The following is an 18,993-nucleotide window of genomic DNA, read 5'->3' on the forward strand; positions in this document are numbered from 1 at the left end:
AATTATGGAACTATTTAAAAAATTTTTGAATAAGCTAATATCTAATGGAAATTCTGCTTATAATTGGATTGTAGAAGCAGAAAAATATTTAGATGAAGAAAACTATGAAAAAGCTGTGGAATGTTATTTAAAAGCTTTAAAAACAAATAATGCAAGGGCTATAGATTGGGCTAATCTTTCCTATGCTTATTATCATTTAGAAGATTATGAAAAAGCTCTTGAAGCTATAGATAGGGCATTATCACTATCTTCTGAAAATCCAGAATTTTTGTATTTGAGGGGCTCTATACTCTACAAACTTAAAAATTTTGATGAAGCATATAAATGCTTTATTAAAGCATCAAAGAAAATTAAGAAGAGTGATTTGTATGAAATATTAGGAGAGCTTTCATTAAAATACAAAAAGTATAAAGAAGCTTTAGATTACTATTTAAAAGCATACAGATTAAATGAAAATAATACTAAAGCGTTGTTTATGGCTGGAAAGCTCTATTTACTATTTGGTGACTTATATAATGCCTACGAATCATTTAAAAAAGTTTTAGAGAAAGAACCAAACCATGAATGTAAAAAGATTGTTGAATGCATAGATAAAATTTTTGAAATTATAAATAAAAATATTTATGAGGATGTAAGTGCTGGAATTAGATTATTAGAGAGAAGAGATTATATAAACGCTCTAAAATTTTTTAACAAAGTTATCTCAGTTGATGACACTAATGATTTCGCCTATTATTACAAAAGCGTAATAGCAGAGATATTTGAAGAGTATCAAAAAGCTCTTGAATGTATATAAATAAAGCAATGTCAATATTAGATAGAAGCATATACTATGCTAAGAAGGGAGATATTTTAAGCAAAATTGGTGATTCAGAAGCTGTAGTGATGTATAACAAATCTATAGAGTTAAATCCAAATCCTTATGCTCATTTTGGTTTGGCAATATTTTACTACAAAAATGGAAACTTTGAAGAAGCTTCTAATTTTTTTGATAGAGTATTAGAAATGTATATAAGCGATTTTCCAAGGAATGATGTAGATATTTTTACAGTATATTCTTTAATTGGAAAGGCAGAAACTACTGGAATTTTAAAATATTATGAGGGGGCATTATCTTATATAAACAATTTATTGGATAGAGACTCAGAAAATAGCGAATGGTGGAAAATTAGGGGCTATATATATTATAAATTAAAAAATTACAAAGAAGCTCATGAAAACTTTATAAATGCTTTAAGGTTGGATTCAAATGATATTAATGTAATAAAATCTTTAATAGTTGTCTATGAAAAATCAGGTAAATTTGATGAAGCTCTTTCAATGGCTATGAAGTTAAAAAAATTACTGCATAACAATGAAGCAGAGGAAATATTTAAAAAATTAATGAATAGGGAGCCAACAAACTTAGAAATTCCTTCCCCATTGCTAAGTGTTCCAGTAATGTATTATAAACCAAACCATATTCAATATTATCTTGCTAATCTATACAGATATATAAATATAAACCCAATAGGGGCTTTTATACACATCTCTTTCATTGAAGGTTCAAACATAATTACAGAGATTGACGATGAAGAAAAATCAAAAACAGCTACTAAACTTATTAAGGAATTGAAGGAAAAACTACCTATTGAAATGTATAAGTATTGTGAATCCCCAAACAATTATAAACCAAGCGAGGAAATTATAGAAATATGCAAAAGAGAACTTGGAAAATTTGGATGTGTCTTATAATAGAATTTATAAGGAGATGTCTATGAAAGTGATTGGAAAAACAACCACTTCAAACTTTACCTTTGAATCTTTAGAGAAGGTAAGGTTTGGGGAATATGTTATTGCAAAAAATACTGATGATGAGGATGTTTTGGCAATTGTAAAAAATGTTGTTGCTGAAAATGAAAAGTTTATTTGTGAAGCAAAAGTTATAGGCGTTTTAAATAATAATAAAATATCTGTAAATAGAAGTCCAATTAAACCTAATGGAGAGGTTAAATTTTGTGATGATGGGATTCTAAATAATATTTTCTATGTTAAAAATGGATTAAATATTGGACATTTATTAACAAGGAAAAACGTTAGAGTTTATTTAGATACAAATAAACTTATCTCAAGACATTTTGCTGTTTTATCTATTACTGGGGGAGGTAAATCAAACACTGTTGCTGTATTATGTAGAGAATTAGGGAAAAAGAATGCAAGTTTAATTATCTTAGACCCTCATGGGGAATACTCTACTTTATATCATGAAGATTTAGAGGGAAAGGTTAAAGTAATCCATCCCACAGTAAATCCTTCAATATTATCACCAGAAGAACTTTCTGATTTGATTGGATTAGAAAAAGATGATTTTGATAAAAGAGTTTATCTCGAATATGCCTATTACACAATAAAAAAGGAATTTCCAAATATTGGTGGAATGGAGTTTATTGAAAAGTTAGAAAATTTATTGTATGAATGGAGTAAATCAGCAGAAGTTGGATGGGAAATTAAATACTACAACCCTCTAAAAAGAAAATATGACAGAAGAAAAGCTGGAGAGAAAGATTTTATTGCTATTATTTCTTTATATGATATTATTGGAAAATTTATGATAGATTTTGCATTGCATATTGGAGATAAAGATATGATTGAAGAGTTTGAAATTGGAAAAATAAATGTTGTTAATTTGAGTGGATTAGAGGTTCATCAAATGATAACACTCGTAAGCTTTATAGCAAAACACATTCTATCAAAGAGAGTATTATATTTAAAATCATTAAAGGATATTAATAGCCCGAATGAGAGAATAAAAACCACAGCCCTATCTAATTTAAAAACTATTGAAGAACACTATAAAATTGTTATTAAACCACTATTGCTTATAGTGGAAGAAGCCCACATATTCATCCCAATAAATGAGCAAACCTCAGCAAGTTTGTGGTTAGGAAAGATAGCAAGAGAGGGAAGAAAATTTGGTGTTGGCTTAGGTTTAGTATCTCAAAGGCCTAAGCAATTACATCCAGATGTTTTATCTCAAACAAACACTAAGATAATTTTAAGAATAGTCGAACCAGAAGACCAAAAATATATTCAGAGAGCTTCAGAAGAGTTAGGGGAAGATTTAGCAAAAGACTTAGCTTCTTTAGGTATTGGAGAGGCAATTATAGTAGGAACTGCAATATCTCTTCCATCAATAGTTAAAATTGATAAATTTGATGGAATATATGGTGGAAAAGATATAAATATAGTTGGAGAATGGATGGGCTTAGATGATTGGTGATTTTAATGAACGTGGATGAGATAATTAAAAAATTAAACTTAAAATTTAGAAATATAGAAGGAGAGAGGTTGATTTTAGCAATAACTTGTGATGAAAATAAGAACGTATTGATGACCGCATTTATGAATGAAGAGGCATTAAAAGAGACATTAAAAACAGGGTATATGCATTATTATTCAACAAGTAGGAAAAAATTATGGAAAAAAGGAGAGGAGAGTGGAAATGTCCAAAAATTAAAAAGATTTTATAGAGATTGTGATGGAGATGCTTTATTATTTATAGTTGAACAGAAAGGAGTTGCATGTCATGAGGGTTATTATTCCTGCTTCCATTATAAAATAGAGGATGGAGAACTAAAAATAACTGAAGAATACTATAGTCAATCTTCAAAATAAATAGTTCTCTAAGGGACTGATATAAAACCCCGTATGGGTTTTATAAGTTCCTTTTAACTAATAAATATTTGAAGATTGACTATACAAAAACAAATAAAACGTGAAATCATGGATTTAGAAAAATTTAAAGAAAAAGAAATCTCAAAAAAAGAAGCATTAGAGTTATTTGAAGATAACGAAAATATATTTGAGCTGTTTAAATTTGCAGATTCTTTGAGAAAAGAGGAAGTCGGAGATGTAGTTACCTATGTGGTAAATAGAAATATAAACTTCACAAACATTTGCATTGGAAACTGCAGATTTTGTGCTTTCAGGGCTAATGAAAATGACAAACATGCTTATTTTTTAGATATAGATGAAATTGCTAAAAGGGCTGTGGAGGCAAAAAAATTTGGTTGCACTGAGGTTTGTATTCAAGGGGGATTGCATCCAAAGATAGACACTTATTATCAGGCAGAGATTTTAAAGGCTGTTCATAAAGCAACAAAACCTTATGGTGACATACATATACACGCATTTTCACCAATGGAAGTTTATTTTGGAGCTGAAAATGCAGGTTTAACTATTAAAGAGGCATTAAAAATATTAAAAGAAAATGGACTGAATTCAATGCCAGGAACTGCGGCAGAGATTTTAGATGATGAAATTAGAGCTGAGTTATGTCCAAATAAAATAAAAACAAGAGAATGGATTAATATAATTAAAGAAGCTCATAAATTAGGAATTCCTACAACCGCTACTATGATGTATGGGCATATTGAAGAATATAAACATTGGGTTAATCATCTTTTTATAATTAAAGAGATTCAGGAAGAGACAAATGGCTTTACTGAATTTGTTCCTCTCTCGTTTATGCATAGATTTGCTCCAATTTATAAAGAAAGAAGAGCTAAGGCTGGAGCTACGGGAATTGAAGATTTAAAGGTGTATGCGGTTAGCAGGATAATATTTAAAGGATTGATAAAAAATATCCAGGCTTCATGGGTTAAATTGGGAAAAAAGATGGTTCAAGTTGCTTTAAGATGTGGAGCTAATGATGTTGGGGGAACTTTGATAGAAGAGAATATATCAAGAAGTGCAGGAGCTGAGCATGGGGTTTATATGAGTGTTGAGGAAATTAGGGATATGATTAAAAGAGTTGGGTTAATTCCTAAGGAGAGAACTACTTTATATAAAATTTTAGATTAAATGGGGTAAAAATTTCTCATTCTATAAAAATATCTTAAAAGAGTGGATTGTGGTTGGATAAAGAAATAGAGCTTCAACTGTTATTGGCAGAGGAGAGTTTAGAAAAAGCAAAAATTTTATTTGAAAGAGAGTATTATATTGGAGCTGTATCAAGGGCTTATATAGTTCTGCTTTTGAAATTAACAAAGAAAAAGCTGACTGTCATAATATATGCTGAAGAATTCCTATATAGTGTTAAAGAATCATAAAAACTCTAAAATGAGGGAAATTAATGGATATTGTTGATTATTTAAGAGATGCAATAGATTACACAAAGTCAGACATTAAAAATTTTGTAATTGGATGGATTTTATTGTCATTGACGTGGTTTCTTATATCTATAGCTAAATATACAGCAAGTTGGGAAGTGTATTTAATTTTGATGATAATTTTCTTAATTCAGTGTGGGTATTACATAAAAATCATGAAAGAGACACTTAATGGAAGCAATAAATTACCAGATTGGAACAATTGTCCTAAATTATTAATAGATGGATTGCTTTATGACATTGGAGCATTAATGCTGCTATTTATAAGCTTAATCCCAGCGTTTGTTGGGGTTGTGTTATATATTGCTGGACTTCACTTTTTAGTTAAAACATTCTCATCAATTTTTGAGATTATTATGGATATTGGAGTATGGATTGCTATCTTAGGATTTATATTTGGATGCTTAGTATTTTTAATATATCTTCCAATATCCACAGCTAATTTTGCAAATAAAGGATTTTTTGGATTCTTTGAGTTCAAAAACCTATTTAAAATGATGAACCTCAAATATATAGTTTTGGCTATTGTTGTTTATGTTTTGACGTCTTTAGTTTATTTTATTGTCTATTTAATCATAGTTTTTGGTATTATGATTGCTTTATATCTAATATATGGAAGTTTTGAGATGGTTTATATTAAAATAGGGGTTGAGAAGGATTATCTTCTAATTGGACTAATTGCTTTCATTAGTTCTGTAATATTTGGAGTTTCTACACTAATTCTGTATATTTTATATCACAGAATCTTTGCAAACTATTATAAAAATACTATAGGGAAGGTGAGAGTTTGGAAATAAGGAAGAGATATTTTTTAAGCAAAAAAGATGTCAAAAAAATAAAAAAAGAATTAGAGGAGTTTTTTGAAAATGTTGATGAAATAATTCCAAAAAAAGGTAATGTGGAGATAGCTATAACTGATGATTTTGAGATAATATTGGTTGATAAAGAGCCAATTGCATTTAAAAAAGATGATAAAGTAATTCCAACATTAAAATTGTTATTAAAAGAAGTTCCAAACAAAAATTTAGTTGTTGTTGATATGGGTGCTATAAAATTCTTAATAAATGGGGCAGATGTAATGGCCCCTGGGATTGTAGAGGCGGATGAAAATATTAAAGAGGGAGATGTTGTTTTTGTTGTAGATGAAAACCATAAAAAGCCAATATGTGTTGGGATTGCATTAATGAATGGAAAAGAGATGAAAGAAGCAGATAAAGGGAAAGCTATTAAAAACCTTCATTATGTAGGTGACAAGATTTGGAACTTTAGGGGATAAAATGGATGATAAAAGGTATCTATTGGCAATAGGTATCTCTCTAATTTTTTTATCTGCATTAATTTATTCAATACATTTTTTAATCTTTGGAAAAGTTGATTATATATTAAACTACTTTTTATTGCATTTGGCATTCGTTCCTATCGAAGTTTTGGTTGTAAGTTTAATCATTGAGGAAATCTTAGACCATAGAGAAAAAATGAAAAAGTTGGAAAAATTAAATATGGTTGTTGGTTCTTTTTTCAATAGTGTTGGGGAAGAGCTCTTAAAAATAATCTTAGAAGGAGATGTTGGAAATATAAGAGATTATTTAAAAATATCAGAGGATTGGGATAATAAAACCTACGAAAAAACAAAAAAATTGCTAAAGAATTATGAGTGCAACATAGATATAGAAAAAATTGATTTATATGAGCTTAAAAGTCTATTAGAGAGAAATAAAGAATTTCTTTTAAGATTGATGGAAAATCCTTTGCTATTGGAGCATGAAGATTTTACTGAATTGTTATTGGCGGTGTTTCATTTAGCTGATGAGCTACATAGAAGAAATAATTTAGATAACCTCCCAAAAAGCGATTTAGATCATTTAAAGAATGATATTATTAGAGTTTATAGATTATTAGTTATTCAATGGTTAAACTACTTAATGCACTTAAAAGATAACTATCCATATCTCTACTCGTTATGTTTGAGAGCAAATCCATTTGATAACAAATCTGTAATCATAAGGGATGATAAATGAGGGAAAATAGATTTGAGATAGTATACACCATATACAAAATTTTATTAAACTACTATGGACATCAAAATTGGTGGCCTGCTGAAACAAGGTATGAGGTTGTTGTTGGAGCAATTTTAACTCAAAATACCAGTTGGAAAAATGTGGAAAAAGCCATTAATAACTTAAAAAATGAGAATTTATTGAAAGAAGAAAAAATACTAAACGTAGATGAAGATAAATTAAAAGAGCTTATAAAACCTGCTGGATTTTATAATTTGAAAGTTAAACGTCTAAAAAATGTAACTAAATTTATTGTTAATAATTATGGAAATACAGAAGAGATGGCTAAAACAGATAAAGACATTTTAACATTAAGGGCTGAGCTCTTATCAATAAATGGTGTTGGAAAGGAAACTGCTGATAGCATTTTGTTGTATGCGTTAGATAGAGAGAGCTTTGTTGTTGATGCATATACAAAAAGGATGTTTAGTAGGTTAGGAATAATTAATGAAAAAGCTAAATACGATGAAATTAAAGAAATATTTGAAAAATCTCTGCCAAAAGATTTGGAAATATACAAAGAATATCACGCATTAATTGTTGAACACTGTAAAAAGTTTTGTAGGAAAAAGCCGTTGTGTGATGACTGCCCAATTATAGTTTTTTGCAAAACATCTTTGAATAAATAAGGCATTTATGAATGCCTACCTTTGGGAGGCGTTCAAATCTTCCTTTTTTTTAATTTTAATAACTTTTGCAAAAAACTATATAAAAAATTCTGCCTCTCACAATAATTTTTATAATCTTTAAAAAAGTATATATATGTGATTGAAAATTATAAGGGTTGATATTTATAAGATATTGAAAGGTGGAGTAAATGAATAAACCAGTAAAAAAACAGCAGCCAAAAAAATTCATCCCAAACTTTGAATATGCAAGAAGATTAAATGGAAAAAAAGTTAAAATATTCTTAAGAAATGGAGAAGTTTTAGATGCTGAAGTTACAGGCGTCTCAAACTACGAAATAATGGTAAAAGTTGGGGACAGAAACTTGTTGATATTCAAACATGCTATTGACTACATAGAATACTAAATCCTCCTCTATTTTTATTTTTACATTTTATAAAATGTAGAGCTTAACACAACTATTTTCAGTTAAGTTTAAATCTGAGAGGTTAGTATATTAATTTTTACAACTTTAAATTAAGGGGATACTATGCCAAAAATGGTTTTATTGCCAAGAATGACAATGGCTTTAGGAGGGTATATTAGAGAGACAACCTTTCCTTATGAAGGGGATGATGTAAAGCCCTTCCCATACAGAAATGTTATAGTTGGGAATCCAACTGATGAACCAATAAAGATAGAAGTCCCTGCTTATGATGAAGGCTGGATAGAAAGGCATAGAAAATTAGGTTTGATAGTTGTTCCAGTTACAGAGGATGATGATTTTGTTGGATTGTTTCAGATGGTTAAAGAGAAGGTAAAAAAAGCATAGGTATGTATTAACTGAACTAATTTTAATTAAAAATGTAAAAAAGGGAATAAACCATGATAAAGGGAATTTTGTTTGATTTAGACGACACTTTATATAATTCATCGGAATTTGTAGAAATTGCAAGAAGAGAGGCTGTTAAATCAATGATAGATGCTGGTTTAAATATAAAATTTGAAGAAGCCATGGGTATATTAAATAAAATCATTAAGGATAAAGGTTCAAACTATGGAAAGCATTTTGATGATTTGGTTAAAGCTGTTTTAGGAAGATATGACCCAAAAATAATAACCACTGGAATAATAACATACCACAACGTTAAAGTTGCCTTATTAAGACCCTACCCCCATACAATAAAGACATTAATAGAACTAAAAGCAATGGGACTAAAATTGGGAGTTATAACTGATGGATTAACTATAAAGCAATGGGAAAAACTTATTAGGTTAGGGATACATCCATTTTTTGATGATGTTATTACTTCAGAGGAGTTTGGTTTAGGGAAGCCACATTTAGAGTTTTTTAAATATGGACTAAGTAGGATGGGATTAAAACCTGAAGAGACCGTATATGTTGGAGATAGAGTTGATAAAGATATAAAACCAGCAAAAGAATTGGGGATGATAACAGTTAGAATATTAAAAGGAAAGTATAAAGATATGGTAGATAATAAGTATAGCGATTATACTATAAAATCACTTCAAGAGCTCGTAGATATTGTTAAAAATTTAAAACAATAAAATTTTGGGGATATAATGTTCAAGGAGTTTAAAGCACTGTTATCATTTTTTACAAGAATCCCTATCTATATTGAAGATTTTGATTTTGATGATGTTGCTAATCATTTTTACCTAATTATTTTAATTGGCTATGTATTTGGAATTTTTAGTTTAATAATTAGCTATATTTTTAGTTTTTTGTTTCCCAATCTTTTAGCAGCTATTTTAATTTTGTTTTTTATTGAATATTTAAATGGTTTTCACCATATTGATGGCTTAATTGACTTTGGAGATGGATGGATGGCCGTTGGGGATAAAAGAAAGAAATTAATGGCTATGAAAGATAGATATATTGGATGTGGTGGTTTAGTTTTTGCAATATTTGTTAATTTAATGGCAGTTGCATCTATATCCTATATTTTAGAGATTTCTATTTTGTATTTATTGGTTGTAGAGGTTTGTGCAAAGCTTGGGATGTTGAGCTGTTCAACATTTGGAAATCCTTTAATTGAAGGAACTGGAAGATACTTTGTTAAAAAGGCAGATGAAAAGTTTTTAACAATTGGAATTATTTTATCTCTCCCGCTACTTTTAATATTTAGTGGGGTTGAAAGGAAAATCATCATAATAGCCATAATAATAGCAATAATTACTGGTTTGTGTATGGCTAAAATAGCTAAAAAGCATTTTGGTGGGGTTAATGGAGATGTTTTAGGAGCTTCAAATGAGATAACAAGAGTTGTTGTTTTAATAACAATTATAGCAAGTATTAAGATATTTTCATTAATAATCTAAGTTTTATATGTGGTGAGATTATGAAAAAGCTTTTAATTGCTTTTATTTTGATTTCTATAAGTTTGTGTGGGTGTGTTGATTTTAAAAGTATTGAGAATTATGGAAATTATCAAAACTATAATAATTTTGTAAATACTCATGAACACTATTATGGAAAGGTCGTTAAAGTTGTAGATGGAGACACTGTTTATGTAAATGTTAATGGAGAATTATGGAAAATCAGGTTGTTAGGAGTTGATACACCCGAAACATACAAGAAAAATAACCCTCATGAATACTATCTACTAAATGGCACACCAATAACAAATACAACCTATCTAAAAATTTGGGGAGAGAAGGCTAAATACTTTGCAAAGAAGCAATTAGAAAATAAAACAGTTATTATTGTCTTTGACAATGAAGCCCCAAAGAAAGATAAATATGGGAGATATTTAGCTTATATCTTTATAAATAACTCTAATAATTTAATAAACTTCAATGAAGAGCTTTTAAAATATGGTTATGCAAGAGTTTATATTAGTAATTTTGAGTTGAAAGATGAATTCTTAGAAGTTGAAAGAGAAGCAAAGGAAAACAGAATTGGTCTGTGGAATTGGCACAATAACTAAAGAGGATGATTTTATGGAAGGGAGAGCTTATGCTTTAGCATCTGGAACAATAATCAATGCAATAGCAACAGGTAAAGGCTCAGCTTTTGGACTAAATTTGAAAGTCTATGCAAGAGTTAAGTTAATAGACGATGGAAAAAATAGGATAGAAGGGAAAGTTTTAGATAATCCAAATATTAAGCCAAATTTAATAGTAAGATGTGTTAAAAACACCTTAGATTATTTTGGGCTGAATTACTCTGCCTATGTTGAAACAAAGACGGAAATTCCTATAAAATCAGGTTTAAGCAGTAGTTCAGCCACTTCTAATGCAGTTGTTTTAGCAACACTTGATGCATTAGGGGAAAAGATAGATGATGAGCTAATATTAAATTTGGGCATAAAATCAAGTTTTGATGAAAAATTAACTGTCACTGGAGCTTATGATGATGCTACAGCTTCATACTATGGTGGAATAACCATAACTGACAATATAGAAAGGAAAATTTTAAAAAGAGATAAGATGATAGAAGATTTAAATGTTTTAGTTTTAATTCCGAATTTAGAAAAGAATGTTGATGTAAATAGAATGAAATTAATAAAAGATTATGTTGAAATTGCCTTTAATGAAGCTATTAATGGAAACTATTTTAAAGCTTTGTTTTTGAATGGAATTCTTTATGCATCAGCTTTAAACTTTCCAACAAACATAGCAATAGATGCCTTAGAAGCTGGAGCTATAACAGCTGGCTTATCTGGAACTGGACCTTCTTATATAGCCATAGTTGAAGATGAAAATGTTGAGAAGGTAAAAGAGAAGTTAAATAGGTACGGAAGAGTTATTTTAACTAAACCAAACAATGATGGGGCTTCTATTTACTAATTTTAATTTTTTATTTTTATGAAATCTATCATGATTTTTAATGACAAATTATAAATAGTAATAGTTTAGTAATAAAATCTATAGAAAATTAACACTAAAGTAGTGATTATAAACTCTCAATATTATGGTGGTATTATGAAAATCACATTTTATATGTGGGCATCATACTGCTCAATATTAAAAAATGCATTGGATGAACTAAAACAGGAAGGAAAGGATATTGAATATAAAATATATTCTAACAGAAATCCAATCGACGATAGCTTTTTAGAGGATGTTAAAAACTCTGATTTAGTTTTTATTTATAGAACAGCATCAAATGACATTGATTTAGAAAAAATAAAAAAATTTAATGAAAATGTTGTAGTTGTTGCCCAAGACCCAAGTTTTTGGAATTCTGAAAAATCTGCTAAATGTTATCTCTTTACAACATATGGAGGTTTAGATAACTTCAAAAATATGGTTCTATATTTGATGGGTGAAGATAAAGATGTTGTAAAGCATCCCTTCCAAGGTATTTACTATAATGGAAAGATTTATGATGAATTAGAAGAATTTTTGAAAAATGTAGAGTTTAATAAAAAATACACAGTTGGAGTTTTATTTTCAAGGCATTATTTAGTTAATGATGATATGGATGTGATTGAGAAGCTATTAAATAGATTAGAAAAAGAATTCAACATAATTCCTGTATTTTCCTATGGAGCTAAATGTGAGGAGTTAAATGCCTTAGGTGGGGGAGAAAGTGTTTTAAAATACTTCTTTAAGGATGATAAGCCAATAATAGATGCTCTAATCAACCTATTATCCTTTCCATTAGGAACTGTAAAAGATGGGGGAGATTTAAATAAAATTTCTGGGGTAGAGATACTTAAAAAATTAGATGTCCCTGTATTCCATCCAATAATGAGTTATTATAAAAGCTACAATGATTGGAAAGAAGATAAGCAGGGTTTATCAGCAGATATTGGTTGGACTATTGCTCTGCCAGAGTTTGAAGGAGTTATAGAGCCAATTATCATTGGAACTACAGAAAATGAAGATGGATTGGAGAAGAAGTTTGGAATTGAAGAAAGAATAGATAAAGTTGTTAGAAGAATAAAGAGATGGATTGAGCTAAAATACAAACCAAAAAAAGATAGAAAAGTTATATTTGTTTTACATAACAATGCATGTGCTTCTGTTGAGGCAACTGTAGGTAGTGCCGCTCATTTAGACAGTTTTCAGAGTGTTGTAAATATTATGAGAAAGATGAAGGAAGAGGGCTATTATGTAGAAAATATCCCAAAAGATGGGGAAGAATTGGCTCAATTAATTCTGCAAAAGAAGGCAATTTCAGAGTTTAGATGGACTACTGTAAATGAGATTATTGCTAAGGGCGGATGTTTATATTTAATGGATGAGGATGAATATTACGAATATTTCAACAAACTGCCAGAAAATGTAAAAAATAAGGTTTTAGAGACATGGGGAGATTTAAATGGAAAAGACATTCCAGCTGGGATGATTTATAAGGTAAATGGAAAAAACAAGATAGTCATAACTGGTTTAAAGTTTGGAAACGTCTATGTTTGTGTTCAACCAAAAAGAGGATGTGCAGGAGCAAGATGTGATGGAAGAGTTTGTAAGATATTACACGACCCTTACTGCCCACCGACTCATCAGTATATCGCCAGCTATAAGTATTTCAACGATATTGGTGATGTGATAATCCACGTTGGAACGCATGGAACGTTGGAGTTTCTGCCAGGAAAGAATGTTGGTTTATCTAATGAATGCTATCCAGATATTTGCATTGGAGATATTCCTCACCTCTACATCTACAACTCAGATAATCCACCAGAGGGGACTATAGCAAAGAGAAGGAGTTATGCAACCATAATAGACCACATGCAAACAGTTATGGTAGATGCATTTTATGAAGAGTTAGAAACTTTAAATAGCTATATAGAGGAATATTTAAAGGAGATGGATGCTTCAAGAAGGCATCAGTTAGAGCATTTGATAATTGAGGAAGTTAAAAAAACCAATTTATTAAAAATAAAAGAAAAAATTGAGAAAATTGAGAATGAAGGAAATATTCATGAGAAATTTAAAGAGATATTTGATGAAATAAGAGATATCTTAGAGATGATAAAGAACTCAAAATGTAACGATGGAATGCATATCTTTGGAGAACTTCCAAATGGAGAGAAGAGGATTGAGTTTATAAAGAGCATTTTGGAATTTGAATATAAAGATAAAGATTTAAAGAAAAAAATTTCTGATGTATTAAATGGAAAAAATATAGAAGATAAAAAATTGGAAGAGAAAATCAAGGATATTAATGAGAGGATTGAAAAATCAGATGAAATTGGCTCTTTATTGAGAGGGATTGATGCCAAATATATCGAACCCGGCCCTTCTGGTCTAATAACAAGAGGAAACTACGATATTTTACCAACTGGAAGGAACTTTTATTCATTAGACCCATATAGAGTTCCTACAAAATCTGCTTACAGGGTTGGAGTTTTATTGGCTGAAAAATTAATTAAGAGATATTTAGAGGAAGAGGGGAGATATCCAGAAAATATTGCTCTATATTGGATGGCATCTGACATAATGTGGGCTGATGGAGAAGGAATGGGGATGATATTGTATTTATTGGGAGTTAAGCCAGTTTATAGAGGAGGAAAAGTTATTGGTTTGGAAATAATTCCATTAGAGGAATTAGGAAGGCCAAGGATTGATGTTACTATAAGAGTTAGTGGAATAACAAGGGATATATTCCCAAACTGTATAGAGCTTGTTGATGAAGCAATAATGAAAGTTGCTAACTTAGATGAGCCATTAGACATGAACTTTGTAAAAAAACATGTTGTTGAGAATTTAGAGAGAGGCTTATCATTTAGAGAATCAACATTTAGAATCTTCTGCTCTGCTCCCGGCACTTACGGAAATGGAGTTAAATATGCGGTTTATGCAAGTGCATGGGAAAATGATGAGGATTTAAAAGATGCGTTTATCCATTGGAATTCCTATGCTTATGGAAAGGGAGTTTATGGAAAAAAGGCAGTTGAATCATTTGAGAATATATTAAAGACAGTTGATTTGACATTCAATAAAGTTGTTACTGACGAATATGATTTATTTGGCTGTTGTTGTTACTTTGGGACTCATGGAGGCTTAACAAATGCTGCAAGAGTTTTAAAGGGTGGGGAGGTTAAAGCATACTATGGAGATACAAGAAATCCAAACAATGTTGAAGTAAGAACTTTAAAAGAGGAGATTGAGAGAGTTACTTTAACAAAACTTCTAAATCCAAAGTGGATTGAAGGGATGAAGAAACATGGATACAAAGGGGCTGGAGATATAGCTAAGAGGATTGGGAGGGTTTATGGTTGGAGTGCTACAACAAAAGAGGTTGATAACTGGATATTTGATGAAATCTTTAATACATTTGTAAAAAATGAAAATAACAGAAGGTTCTTTAAAGAACACAACATATACGCGTTAGAAGAGATTGCAAGAAGGTTGTTAGAAGCTTACCAAAGGGAATTATGGAAAACAACTGAAGAAAACATTGATGAACTTAAAATGATTTATTTAGAAATTGAAGGAGATATTGAAGAAAGCTACAGTAATATATCAGAAATTGGTGAATTCCAAGGGGGAAGTGTTGATATAGACATGGTTTGGAAGGAAAAACTTATTAGTAATGGTAAATAACTCTCTTTTTAAAGTTTTTTAAAGTATAAATTTTTTGGAATTTATACCGTTTTTTATAAATATCTTTACGGTGGTAATTATGTTGTAATTATAATTTTAGTTAAGATTAATGTAGGGGATAGTATGGGAGTGCAGTTTGGTGACTTTATACCAAAAAAAATTATTTCTTTTGAAGATTTAAAAGGGAAAAAGATTGCTATTGATGGAATGAACGCATTATATCAATTTTTAACTTCTATAAGATTGAAGGATGGTTCACCATTAAGAAATAGGAAGGGAGAGATAACTTCTGCATATAACGGAGTTTTTTATAAAACTATCCATTTGTTAGAAAATGATATAACACCAATCTGGGTTTTTGATGGTGAGCCACCTAAGTTAAAGGAGAAAACAAGAAAAGTTAGGAGGGAGATGAAAGAAAAGGCAGAAATTAAGATGAAAGAGGCAATTAAAAAAGAAGATTTTGAAGAAGCGGCTAAATATGCAAAGAGAGTTAGCTACTTAACACCAAAAATTGTTGAAAATTGCAAATATCTATTAAGTTTAATGGGAATTCCTTATGTTGAAGCCCCTTCTGAGGGAGAGGCTCAAGCAAGCTATATGGCAAAGAAAGGTGATGTTTGGGCAGTTGTAAGTCAAGATTATGATTCTTTATTATATGGCTCACCAAGAGTTGTTAGAAATTTAACAACAACAAAAGAGATGCCAGAACTTATTGAATTAAATGAGGTTTTAGAAGATTTGAAAATCTCTTTAGATGATTTGATTGATATAGCCATATTCATGGGAACTGACTACAATCCAGGAGGGGTTAAAGGTATTGGATTTAAGAGAGCCTATGAATTAGTTAGAAGTGGAGTTGCTAAAGATGTTTTGAAAAAAGAAGTTGAAAACTATGAAGAAATAAGAAGAATATTTAAACAGCCAAAGGTTACTGACGACTACTCATTAAGTTTAAAATTACCAAATAAAGAAGGAATCATTAAATTTTTAGTTGATGAAAATGATTTTAACTATGAGAGAGTTAAAAAGCATGTTGATAAACTCTATAATTTAATTGCAAATAAAACAAAGCAGAAAACATTAGATGCATGGTTTAAATAATCATATTGTGGTATCTATGGGAAAAATTTATCTCATCTCTGATACGCATTTTAACCATGCAAACATTATAAAATACTGTAACAGACCATTTTCAAATGTTGAAGAGATGAACAAAACCTTAATAAAAAATTGGAATAACATTGTTAGGGATAAGGATATCGTTTATTTCTTGGGAGATTTTGTTTTGAGCAAAAACAAGATTGAAAAGGCTAAAGAGCTTATGAAATCGTTAAATGGTAAAATAATTTTTATAAAAGGAAACCATGACAAGTTTGGTGAGAAGTTTAAAGTTATTGAATATAAAGGCTATAAATTTATGCTAATCCACAATCCAGATAGCTCTTATACTTTTAACTTTGATGGTTGGATTATACATGGACATCATCATGCAAACCACTTAGATGAATATCCATTCATAAATCCTAAAAGAAAAAGGATAAATGTTTCTGTTGAAGTTATTGATTACAAGCCAGTTAGTTTGGATTTGATTATAAAATTGATAGAAAAAGGAGAAGTTGTTAGGACAATAAATGATTTGTAAAATTAATATAAATTTTTATTATTTTATTTCCATAGAAAATTCTAAAATTTGGTGATATCATGGAAAAACCAATTATTTGCAGAATAAAGAAGATAATAGAAGAAAGTCCTACAGTAAAAACATTTATAATAGATAAAGATTTTGATTTTAAGCCAGGACAGTTTGCAATGCTTTGGATTCCAGGAGTTGATGAGAAACCATTTGGATTTTCTTCTAAAAATAGCTTTACCGTTGCGAAAGTTGGGGAATTTACCAAAAAAATGCATGAACTAAAAGAAGGAGATATAATAGGAGTTAGAGGACCTTATGGAACATATTTTGAGCCATTGGGGGATAAAATCTTAGCTGTTGCTGGAGGTATTGGAGCTGCACCAATTATAACAGCAGTTGAGGAATTTTCAAATCAAGGGATTGAAATAACAACCATATTAGGGGCGAGAACTAAAGAAGAACTGTTATTTTTGGAGAGATTTGAAAAAGTTAGTAGATTAGAGATTTGCACAGATGATGGAAGTTTTGGATTTAAAGGTTTTACTACTGAAAAAATGAAAGAAGTTCTTAAAGAAGAGAGATTTGATTTAATTATAACTTGTGGGCCAGAGATAATGATGAAAAAGGTTGTTGATATGGCTAATGAATATAATATTCCAGTTCAGGTTTCAATGGAGAGGTATATGAAGTGTGGTATAGGGATTTGTGGGCAGTGTTGTGTAGATGATGAAGGACTTTGTATTTGTAAGGATGGGCCAGTATTTTGGGGAGATAAGTTGAGATTTATTAAAGAATTTGGGAAGTATAAGAGGGATGCAAGTGGAAAAATTATTAAATTTTAAATAAAATAGCTACAAGGGATTAATATGATAAAATTTGGAGAAGCAGTTTTGGGAAATGAGATTAAGGCAATAGTTAATGTTGCATTGGGAAAAGATAAATACATAGAGAGTATTTTCACAAATGCTTTAACAAGAGGCAATTGTGTTTTTGCCAATTTAAGACCTAATTTAATAGTTAAGCCATTAACTTTAGTTGTCCCAAGACATAATATTGAGAGCAACATACAAGATGAGCTATTTCAGGGAGTTATCCAATATGCGGTTGCTAAGGCAGTTGCTGATTTGGATTTGGATGAGGATTTAAAAGTTGTTGTTAGTGTCAATGTCCCAGAACTTCCAATAACAAATTTAACAAAAAGAAAGCTCTTCCAATACTTTTATGCTTCAACAAAGTTAGCTATAAACAGAGCTTTAAATGAATATCCTTCAAAAGAAAAGGTAAAGAAGGAAAAATACAGAGCTTTGCATCCATTAGTTGGATTTAGGGATGTTAGGTTGGAATATCCACCATATCTACAAATTGCTTTGGACGTTCCAACTATGGAGAATTTAGAGTTTTTATTACAAACAATCCCAAAGAGTGACCACATTATATTAGAGGCAGGAACTCCACTAATTAAAAAATTTGGTTTAGAGGTTATTGAAATAATGAGAGAGTATTTTGATGGCTTTATTGTTGCTGATTTAAAAACATTAGATACTGGAAGAGTTGAGGTTAGATTAGCATTTGAAAGCACAGCTAACGCGGTAGCAATAAGTGGAGTAGCACCAAAATCAACAATAATTAAAGCCATACATGAATGCCAAAAATGTGGTTTAATTAGCTATTTAGATATGATGAACGTCTCTGAACCTCAAAAATTGTATGATTCTTTAAAATTAAAGCCAGATGTTGTTATTTTGCATAGGGGGATTGATGAAGAGACATTTGGAATTAAAAAGGAATGGAAATTTAAAGGAAACTGCTTATTAGCAATTGCTGGAGGAGTTGGAGTAGAAAATGTTGAGGAGCTATTGAAGGAATATCAAATATTAATTGTTGGTAGAGCAATTACAAAATCAAGAGACCCTGGAAGAGTAATTAGAATGTTTATAAATAAGATGGGCTATGATATAGACACATATAGATTGTATTTTGATGAAGATGAAGATATTGACATTTAAAGCCAAAATTTGTGGGA

21 protein-coding genes are annotated in these 18,993 nt (G+C 30.0%); all 21 read left to right on the forward strand.

Annotated features, from left to right (window positions below; all coding sequences use genetic code 11):
• Positions 1 to 4: 4 nt before the first annotated feature.
• Entirely contained in the window at positions 5 to 796 is a 792-nt protein-coding gene (locus tag JH146_RS08790; RefSeq protein ID WP_236953679.1) for a tetratricopeptide repeat protein, read from the forward strand.
• Positions 787 to 1,734 (forward strand): tetratricopeptide repeat protein, encoded by a 948-nt coding sequence (locus JH146_RS08795; RefSeq protein ID WP_236953680.1) that lies wholly within the window; start codon positions 787 to 789, stop codon positions 1,732 to 1,734. Before JH146_RS08790 ends, JH146_RS08795 begins: the two co-directional genes overlap by 10 nt.
• Before the next feature lie 22 nt (positions 1,735 to 1,756).
• Positions 1,757 to 3,259 carry an ATP-binding protein gene (locus JH146_RS02805; protein WP_048201596.1) on the forward strand — a complete coding sequence of 501 codons (1,503 nt, stop codon included), beginning with the start codon at positions 1,757 to 1,759 and terminating at the stop codon, positions 3,257 to 3,259.
• A gap of 5 nt (positions 3,260 to 3,264) precedes the next feature.
• The gene (hisI, locus tag JH146_RS02810; protein WP_173400803.1) at positions 3,265 to 3,654 is read left to right on the forward strand and encodes a phosphoribosyl-AMP cyclohydrolase; all 390 of its coding nucleotides are present in this window, start codon (positions 3,265 to 3,267) and stop codon (positions 3,652 to 3,654) included.
• A 105-nt stretch (positions 3,655 to 3,759) separates the two neighbouring features.
• Positions 3,760 to 4,842, forward strand: coding sequence for a 5-amino-6-(D-ribitylamino)uracil--L-tyrosine 4-hydroxyphenyl transferase CofH (gene cofH, locus JH146_RS02815; RefSeq protein ID WP_257719654.1), 1,083 nt, complete (start codon positions 3,760 to 3,762; stop codon positions 4,840 to 4,842).
• 53 nt (positions 4,843 to 4,895) lie between these two features.
• On the forward strand, positions 4,896 to 5,090 hold the full coding sequence (locus JH146_RS02820) for a hypothetical protein (RefSeq protein ID WP_048201598.1): 195 nt from the start codon (positions 4,896 to 4,898) through the stop codon (positions 5,088 to 5,090).
• Between the two features lie 23 nt (positions 5,091 to 5,113).
• Positions 5,114 to 5,947 carry a DUF4013 domain-containing protein gene (locus JH146_RS02825; RefSeq protein WP_048201599.1) on the forward strand — a complete coding sequence of 278 codons (834 nt, stop codon included), beginning with the start codon at positions 5,114 to 5,116 and terminating at the stop codon, positions 5,945 to 5,947.
• A complete protein-coding gene (locus JH146_RS02830) occupies positions 5,938 to 6,426 on the forward strand; it encodes an RNA-binding protein (RefSeq protein ID WP_048201600.1) in 489 nt (162 codons plus the stop codon). The genes JH146_RS02825 and JH146_RS02830 overlap by 10 nt, the downstream gene beginning before the upstream one ends.
• A gap of 1 nt (position 6,427) precedes the next feature.
• The gene (locus tag JH146_RS02835; protein ID WP_048201601.1) at positions 6,428 to 7,168 is read left to right on the forward strand and encodes a hypothetical protein; all 741 of its coding nucleotides are present in this window, start codon (positions 6,428 to 6,430) and stop codon (positions 7,166 to 7,168) included.
• Positions 7,165 to 7,836 carry an endonuclease III domain-containing protein gene (locus tag JH146_RS02840; protein WP_173400804.1) on the forward strand — a complete coding sequence of 224 codons (672 nt, stop codon included), beginning with the start codon at positions 7,165 to 7,167 and terminating at the stop codon, positions 7,834 to 7,836. Before JH146_RS02835 ends, JH146_RS02840 begins: the two co-directional genes overlap by 4 nt.
• A 188-nt stretch (positions 7,837 to 8,024) precedes the next feature.
• Complete coding sequence (locus JH146_RS02845; protein ID WP_048201602.1) at positions 8,025 to 8,240, forward strand: RNA chaperone Hfq; 216 nt, start codon at positions 8,025 to 8,027, stop codon at positions 8,238 to 8,240.
• Positions 8,241 to 8,363: 123 nt separating this feature from the next.
• Positions 8,364 to 8,645, forward strand: a complete 282-nt coding sequence (locus JH146_RS02850) for an energy-converting hydrogenase B subunit P (RefSeq protein WP_048201603.1) — start codon at positions 8,364 to 8,366, stop codon at positions 8,643 to 8,645.
• A gap of 53 nt (positions 8,646 to 8,698) precedes the next feature.
• Positions 8,699 to 9,382 (forward strand): TIGR02253 family HAD-type hydrolase, encoded by a 684-nt coding sequence (locus JH146_RS02855; RefSeq protein ID WP_048201604.1) that lies wholly within the window; start codon positions 8,699 to 8,701, stop codon positions 9,380 to 9,382.
• A gap of 15 nt (positions 9,383 to 9,397) precedes the next feature.
• Positions 9,398 to 10,156: an adenosylcobinamide-GDP ribazoletransferase gene (gene cobS / locus JH146_RS02860; RefSeq protein ID WP_048201605.1), complete on the forward strand. Its 759-nt coding sequence runs from the start codon at positions 9,398 to 9,400 to the stop codon at positions 10,154 to 10,156.
• Between the two features lie 20 nt (positions 10,157 to 10,176).
• Entirely contained in the window at positions 10,177 to 10,764 is a 588-nt protein-coding gene (ecnA, locus tag JH146_RS02865; protein WP_153232487.1) for a calcium-activated nuclease EcnA, read from the forward strand.
• Between the two features lie 13 nt (positions 10,765 to 10,777).
• Positions 10,778 to 11,626 (forward strand): shikimate kinase, encoded by an 849-nt coding sequence (locus tag JH146_RS02870; RefSeq protein ID WP_048201606.1) that lies wholly within the window; start codon positions 10,778 to 10,780, stop codon positions 11,624 to 11,626.
• Positions 11,627 to 11,761: 135 nt separating this feature from the next.
• Complete coding sequence (gene cobN, locus JH146_RS02875) at positions 11,762 to 15,334, forward strand: cobaltochelatase subunit CobN (protein WP_048201607.1); 3,573 nt, start codon at positions 11,762 to 11,764, stop codon at positions 15,332 to 15,334.
• Between the two features lie 123 nt (positions 15,335 to 15,457).
• Positions 15,458 to 16,438, forward strand: a complete 981-nt coding sequence (gene fen / locus JH146_RS02880; RefSeq protein WP_048201608.1) for a flap endonuclease-1 — start codon at positions 15,458 to 15,460, stop codon at positions 16,436 to 16,438.
• A 16-nt stretch (positions 16,439 to 16,454) separates the two neighbouring features.
• Positions 16,455 to 16,979, forward strand: a complete 525-nt coding sequence (locus JH146_RS02885) for a metallophosphoesterase (protein WP_048201609.1) — start codon at positions 16,455 to 16,457, stop codon at positions 16,977 to 16,979.
• Positions 16,980 to 17,038: 59 nt separating this feature from the next.
• Positions 17,039 to 17,812: a dihydroorotate dehydrogenase electron transfer subunit gene (locus JH146_RS02890; RefSeq protein WP_048201610.1), complete on the forward strand. Its 774-nt coding sequence runs from the start codon at positions 17,039 to 17,041 to the stop codon at positions 17,810 to 17,812.
• A gap of 24 nt (positions 17,813 to 17,836) precedes the next feature.
• Positions 17,837 to 18,976: a bifunctional 5,6,7,8-tetrahydromethanopterin hydro-lyase/3-hexulose-6-phosphate synthase gene (locus JH146_RS02895; RefSeq protein ID WP_048201611.1), complete on the forward strand. Its 1,140-nt coding sequence runs from the start codon at positions 17,837 to 17,839 to the stop codon at positions 18,974 to 18,976.
• Positions 18,977 to 18,993 lie beyond the last annotated feature (17 nt).

Origin of the sequence: Methanocaldococcus bathoardescens, assembly GCF_000739065.1 — an archaeon.
GTDB classification, from domain to species: Archaea; AGJL01; Methanococci; order Methanococcales; family Methanocaldococcaceae; genus Methanocaldococcus; species Methanocaldococcus bathoardescens.

What these genes read in the sequence shown, in the direction of transcription:
- JH146_RS02870 (WP_048201606.1), top strand. Translation starts at nt 10,778, where the DNA reads ATGGAAGGGAGAGCTTATGCTTTAGCATCTGGAACAATAATCAATGCA.
- JH146_RS02840 (WP_173400804.1), top strand. Translation starts at nt 7,165, where the DNA reads ATGAGGGAAAATAGATTTGAGATAGTATACACCATATACAAAATTTTA.
- cobS (WP_048201605.1), top strand. Translation starts at nt 9,398, where the DNA reads ATGTTCAAGGAGTTTAAAGCACTGTTATCATTTTTTACAAGAATCCCT.
- JH146_RS02890 (WP_048201610.1), top strand. Translation starts at nt 17,039, where the DNA reads ATGGAAAAACCAATTATTTGCAGAATAAAGAAGATAATAGAAGAAAGT.
- JH146_RS02845 (WP_048201602.1), top strand. Translation starts at nt 8,025, where the DNA reads ATGAATAAACCAGTAAAAAAACAGCAGCCAAAAAAATTCATCCCAAAC.
- JH146_RS02825 (WP_048201599.1), top strand. Translation starts at nt 5,114, where the DNA reads ATGGATATTGTTGATTATTTAAGAGATGCAATAGATTACACAAAGTCA.
- JH146_RS02895 (WP_048201611.1), top strand. Translation starts at nt 17,837, where the DNA reads ATGATAAAATTTGGAGAAGCAGTTTTGGGAAATGAGATTAAGGCAATA.
- hisI (WP_173400803.1), top strand. Translation starts at nt 3,265, where the DNA reads ATGAACGTGGATGAGATAATTAAAAAATTAAACTTAAAATTTAGAAAT.
- ecnA (WP_153232487.1), top strand. Translation starts at nt 10,177, where the DNA reads ATGAAAAAGCTTTTAATTGCTTTTATTTTGATTTCTATAAGTTTGTGT.
- JH146_RS02885 (WP_048201609.1), top strand. Translation starts at nt 16,455, where the DNA reads ATGGGAAAAATTTATCTCATCTCTGATACGCATTTTAACCATGCAAAC.
- JH146_RS08795 (WP_236953680.1), top strand. Translation starts at nt 787, where the DNA reads ATGTATATAAATAAAGCAATGTCAATATTAGATAGAAGCATATACTAT.
- cobN (WP_048201607.1), top strand. Translation starts at nt 11,762, where the DNA reads ATGAAAATCACATTTTATATGTGGGCATCATACTGCTCAATATTAAAA.
- JH146_RS02805 (WP_048201596.1), top strand. Translation starts at nt 1,757, where the DNA reads ATGAAAGTGATTGGAAAAACAACCACTTCAAACTTTACCTTTGAATCT.
- JH146_RS02850 (WP_048201603.1), top strand. Translation starts at nt 8,364, where the DNA reads ATGCCAAAAATGGTTTTATTGCCAAGAATGACAATGGCTTTAGGAGGG.
- JH146_RS02835 (WP_048201601.1), top strand. Translation starts at nt 6,428, where the DNA reads ATGGATGATAAAAGGTATCTATTGGCAATAGGTATCTCTCTAATTTTT.
- JH146_RS02855 (WP_048201604.1), top strand. Translation starts at nt 8,699, where the DNA reads ATGATAAAGGGAATTTTGTTTGATTTAGACGACACTTTATATAATTCA.
- JH146_RS08790 (WP_236953679.1), top strand. Translation starts at nt 5, where the DNA reads ATGGAACTATTTAAAAAATTTTTGAATAAGCTAATATCTAATGGAAAT.
- fen (WP_048201608.1), top strand. Translation starts at nt 15,458, where the DNA reads ATGGGAGTGCAGTTTGGTGACTTTATACCAAAAAAAATTATTTCTTTT.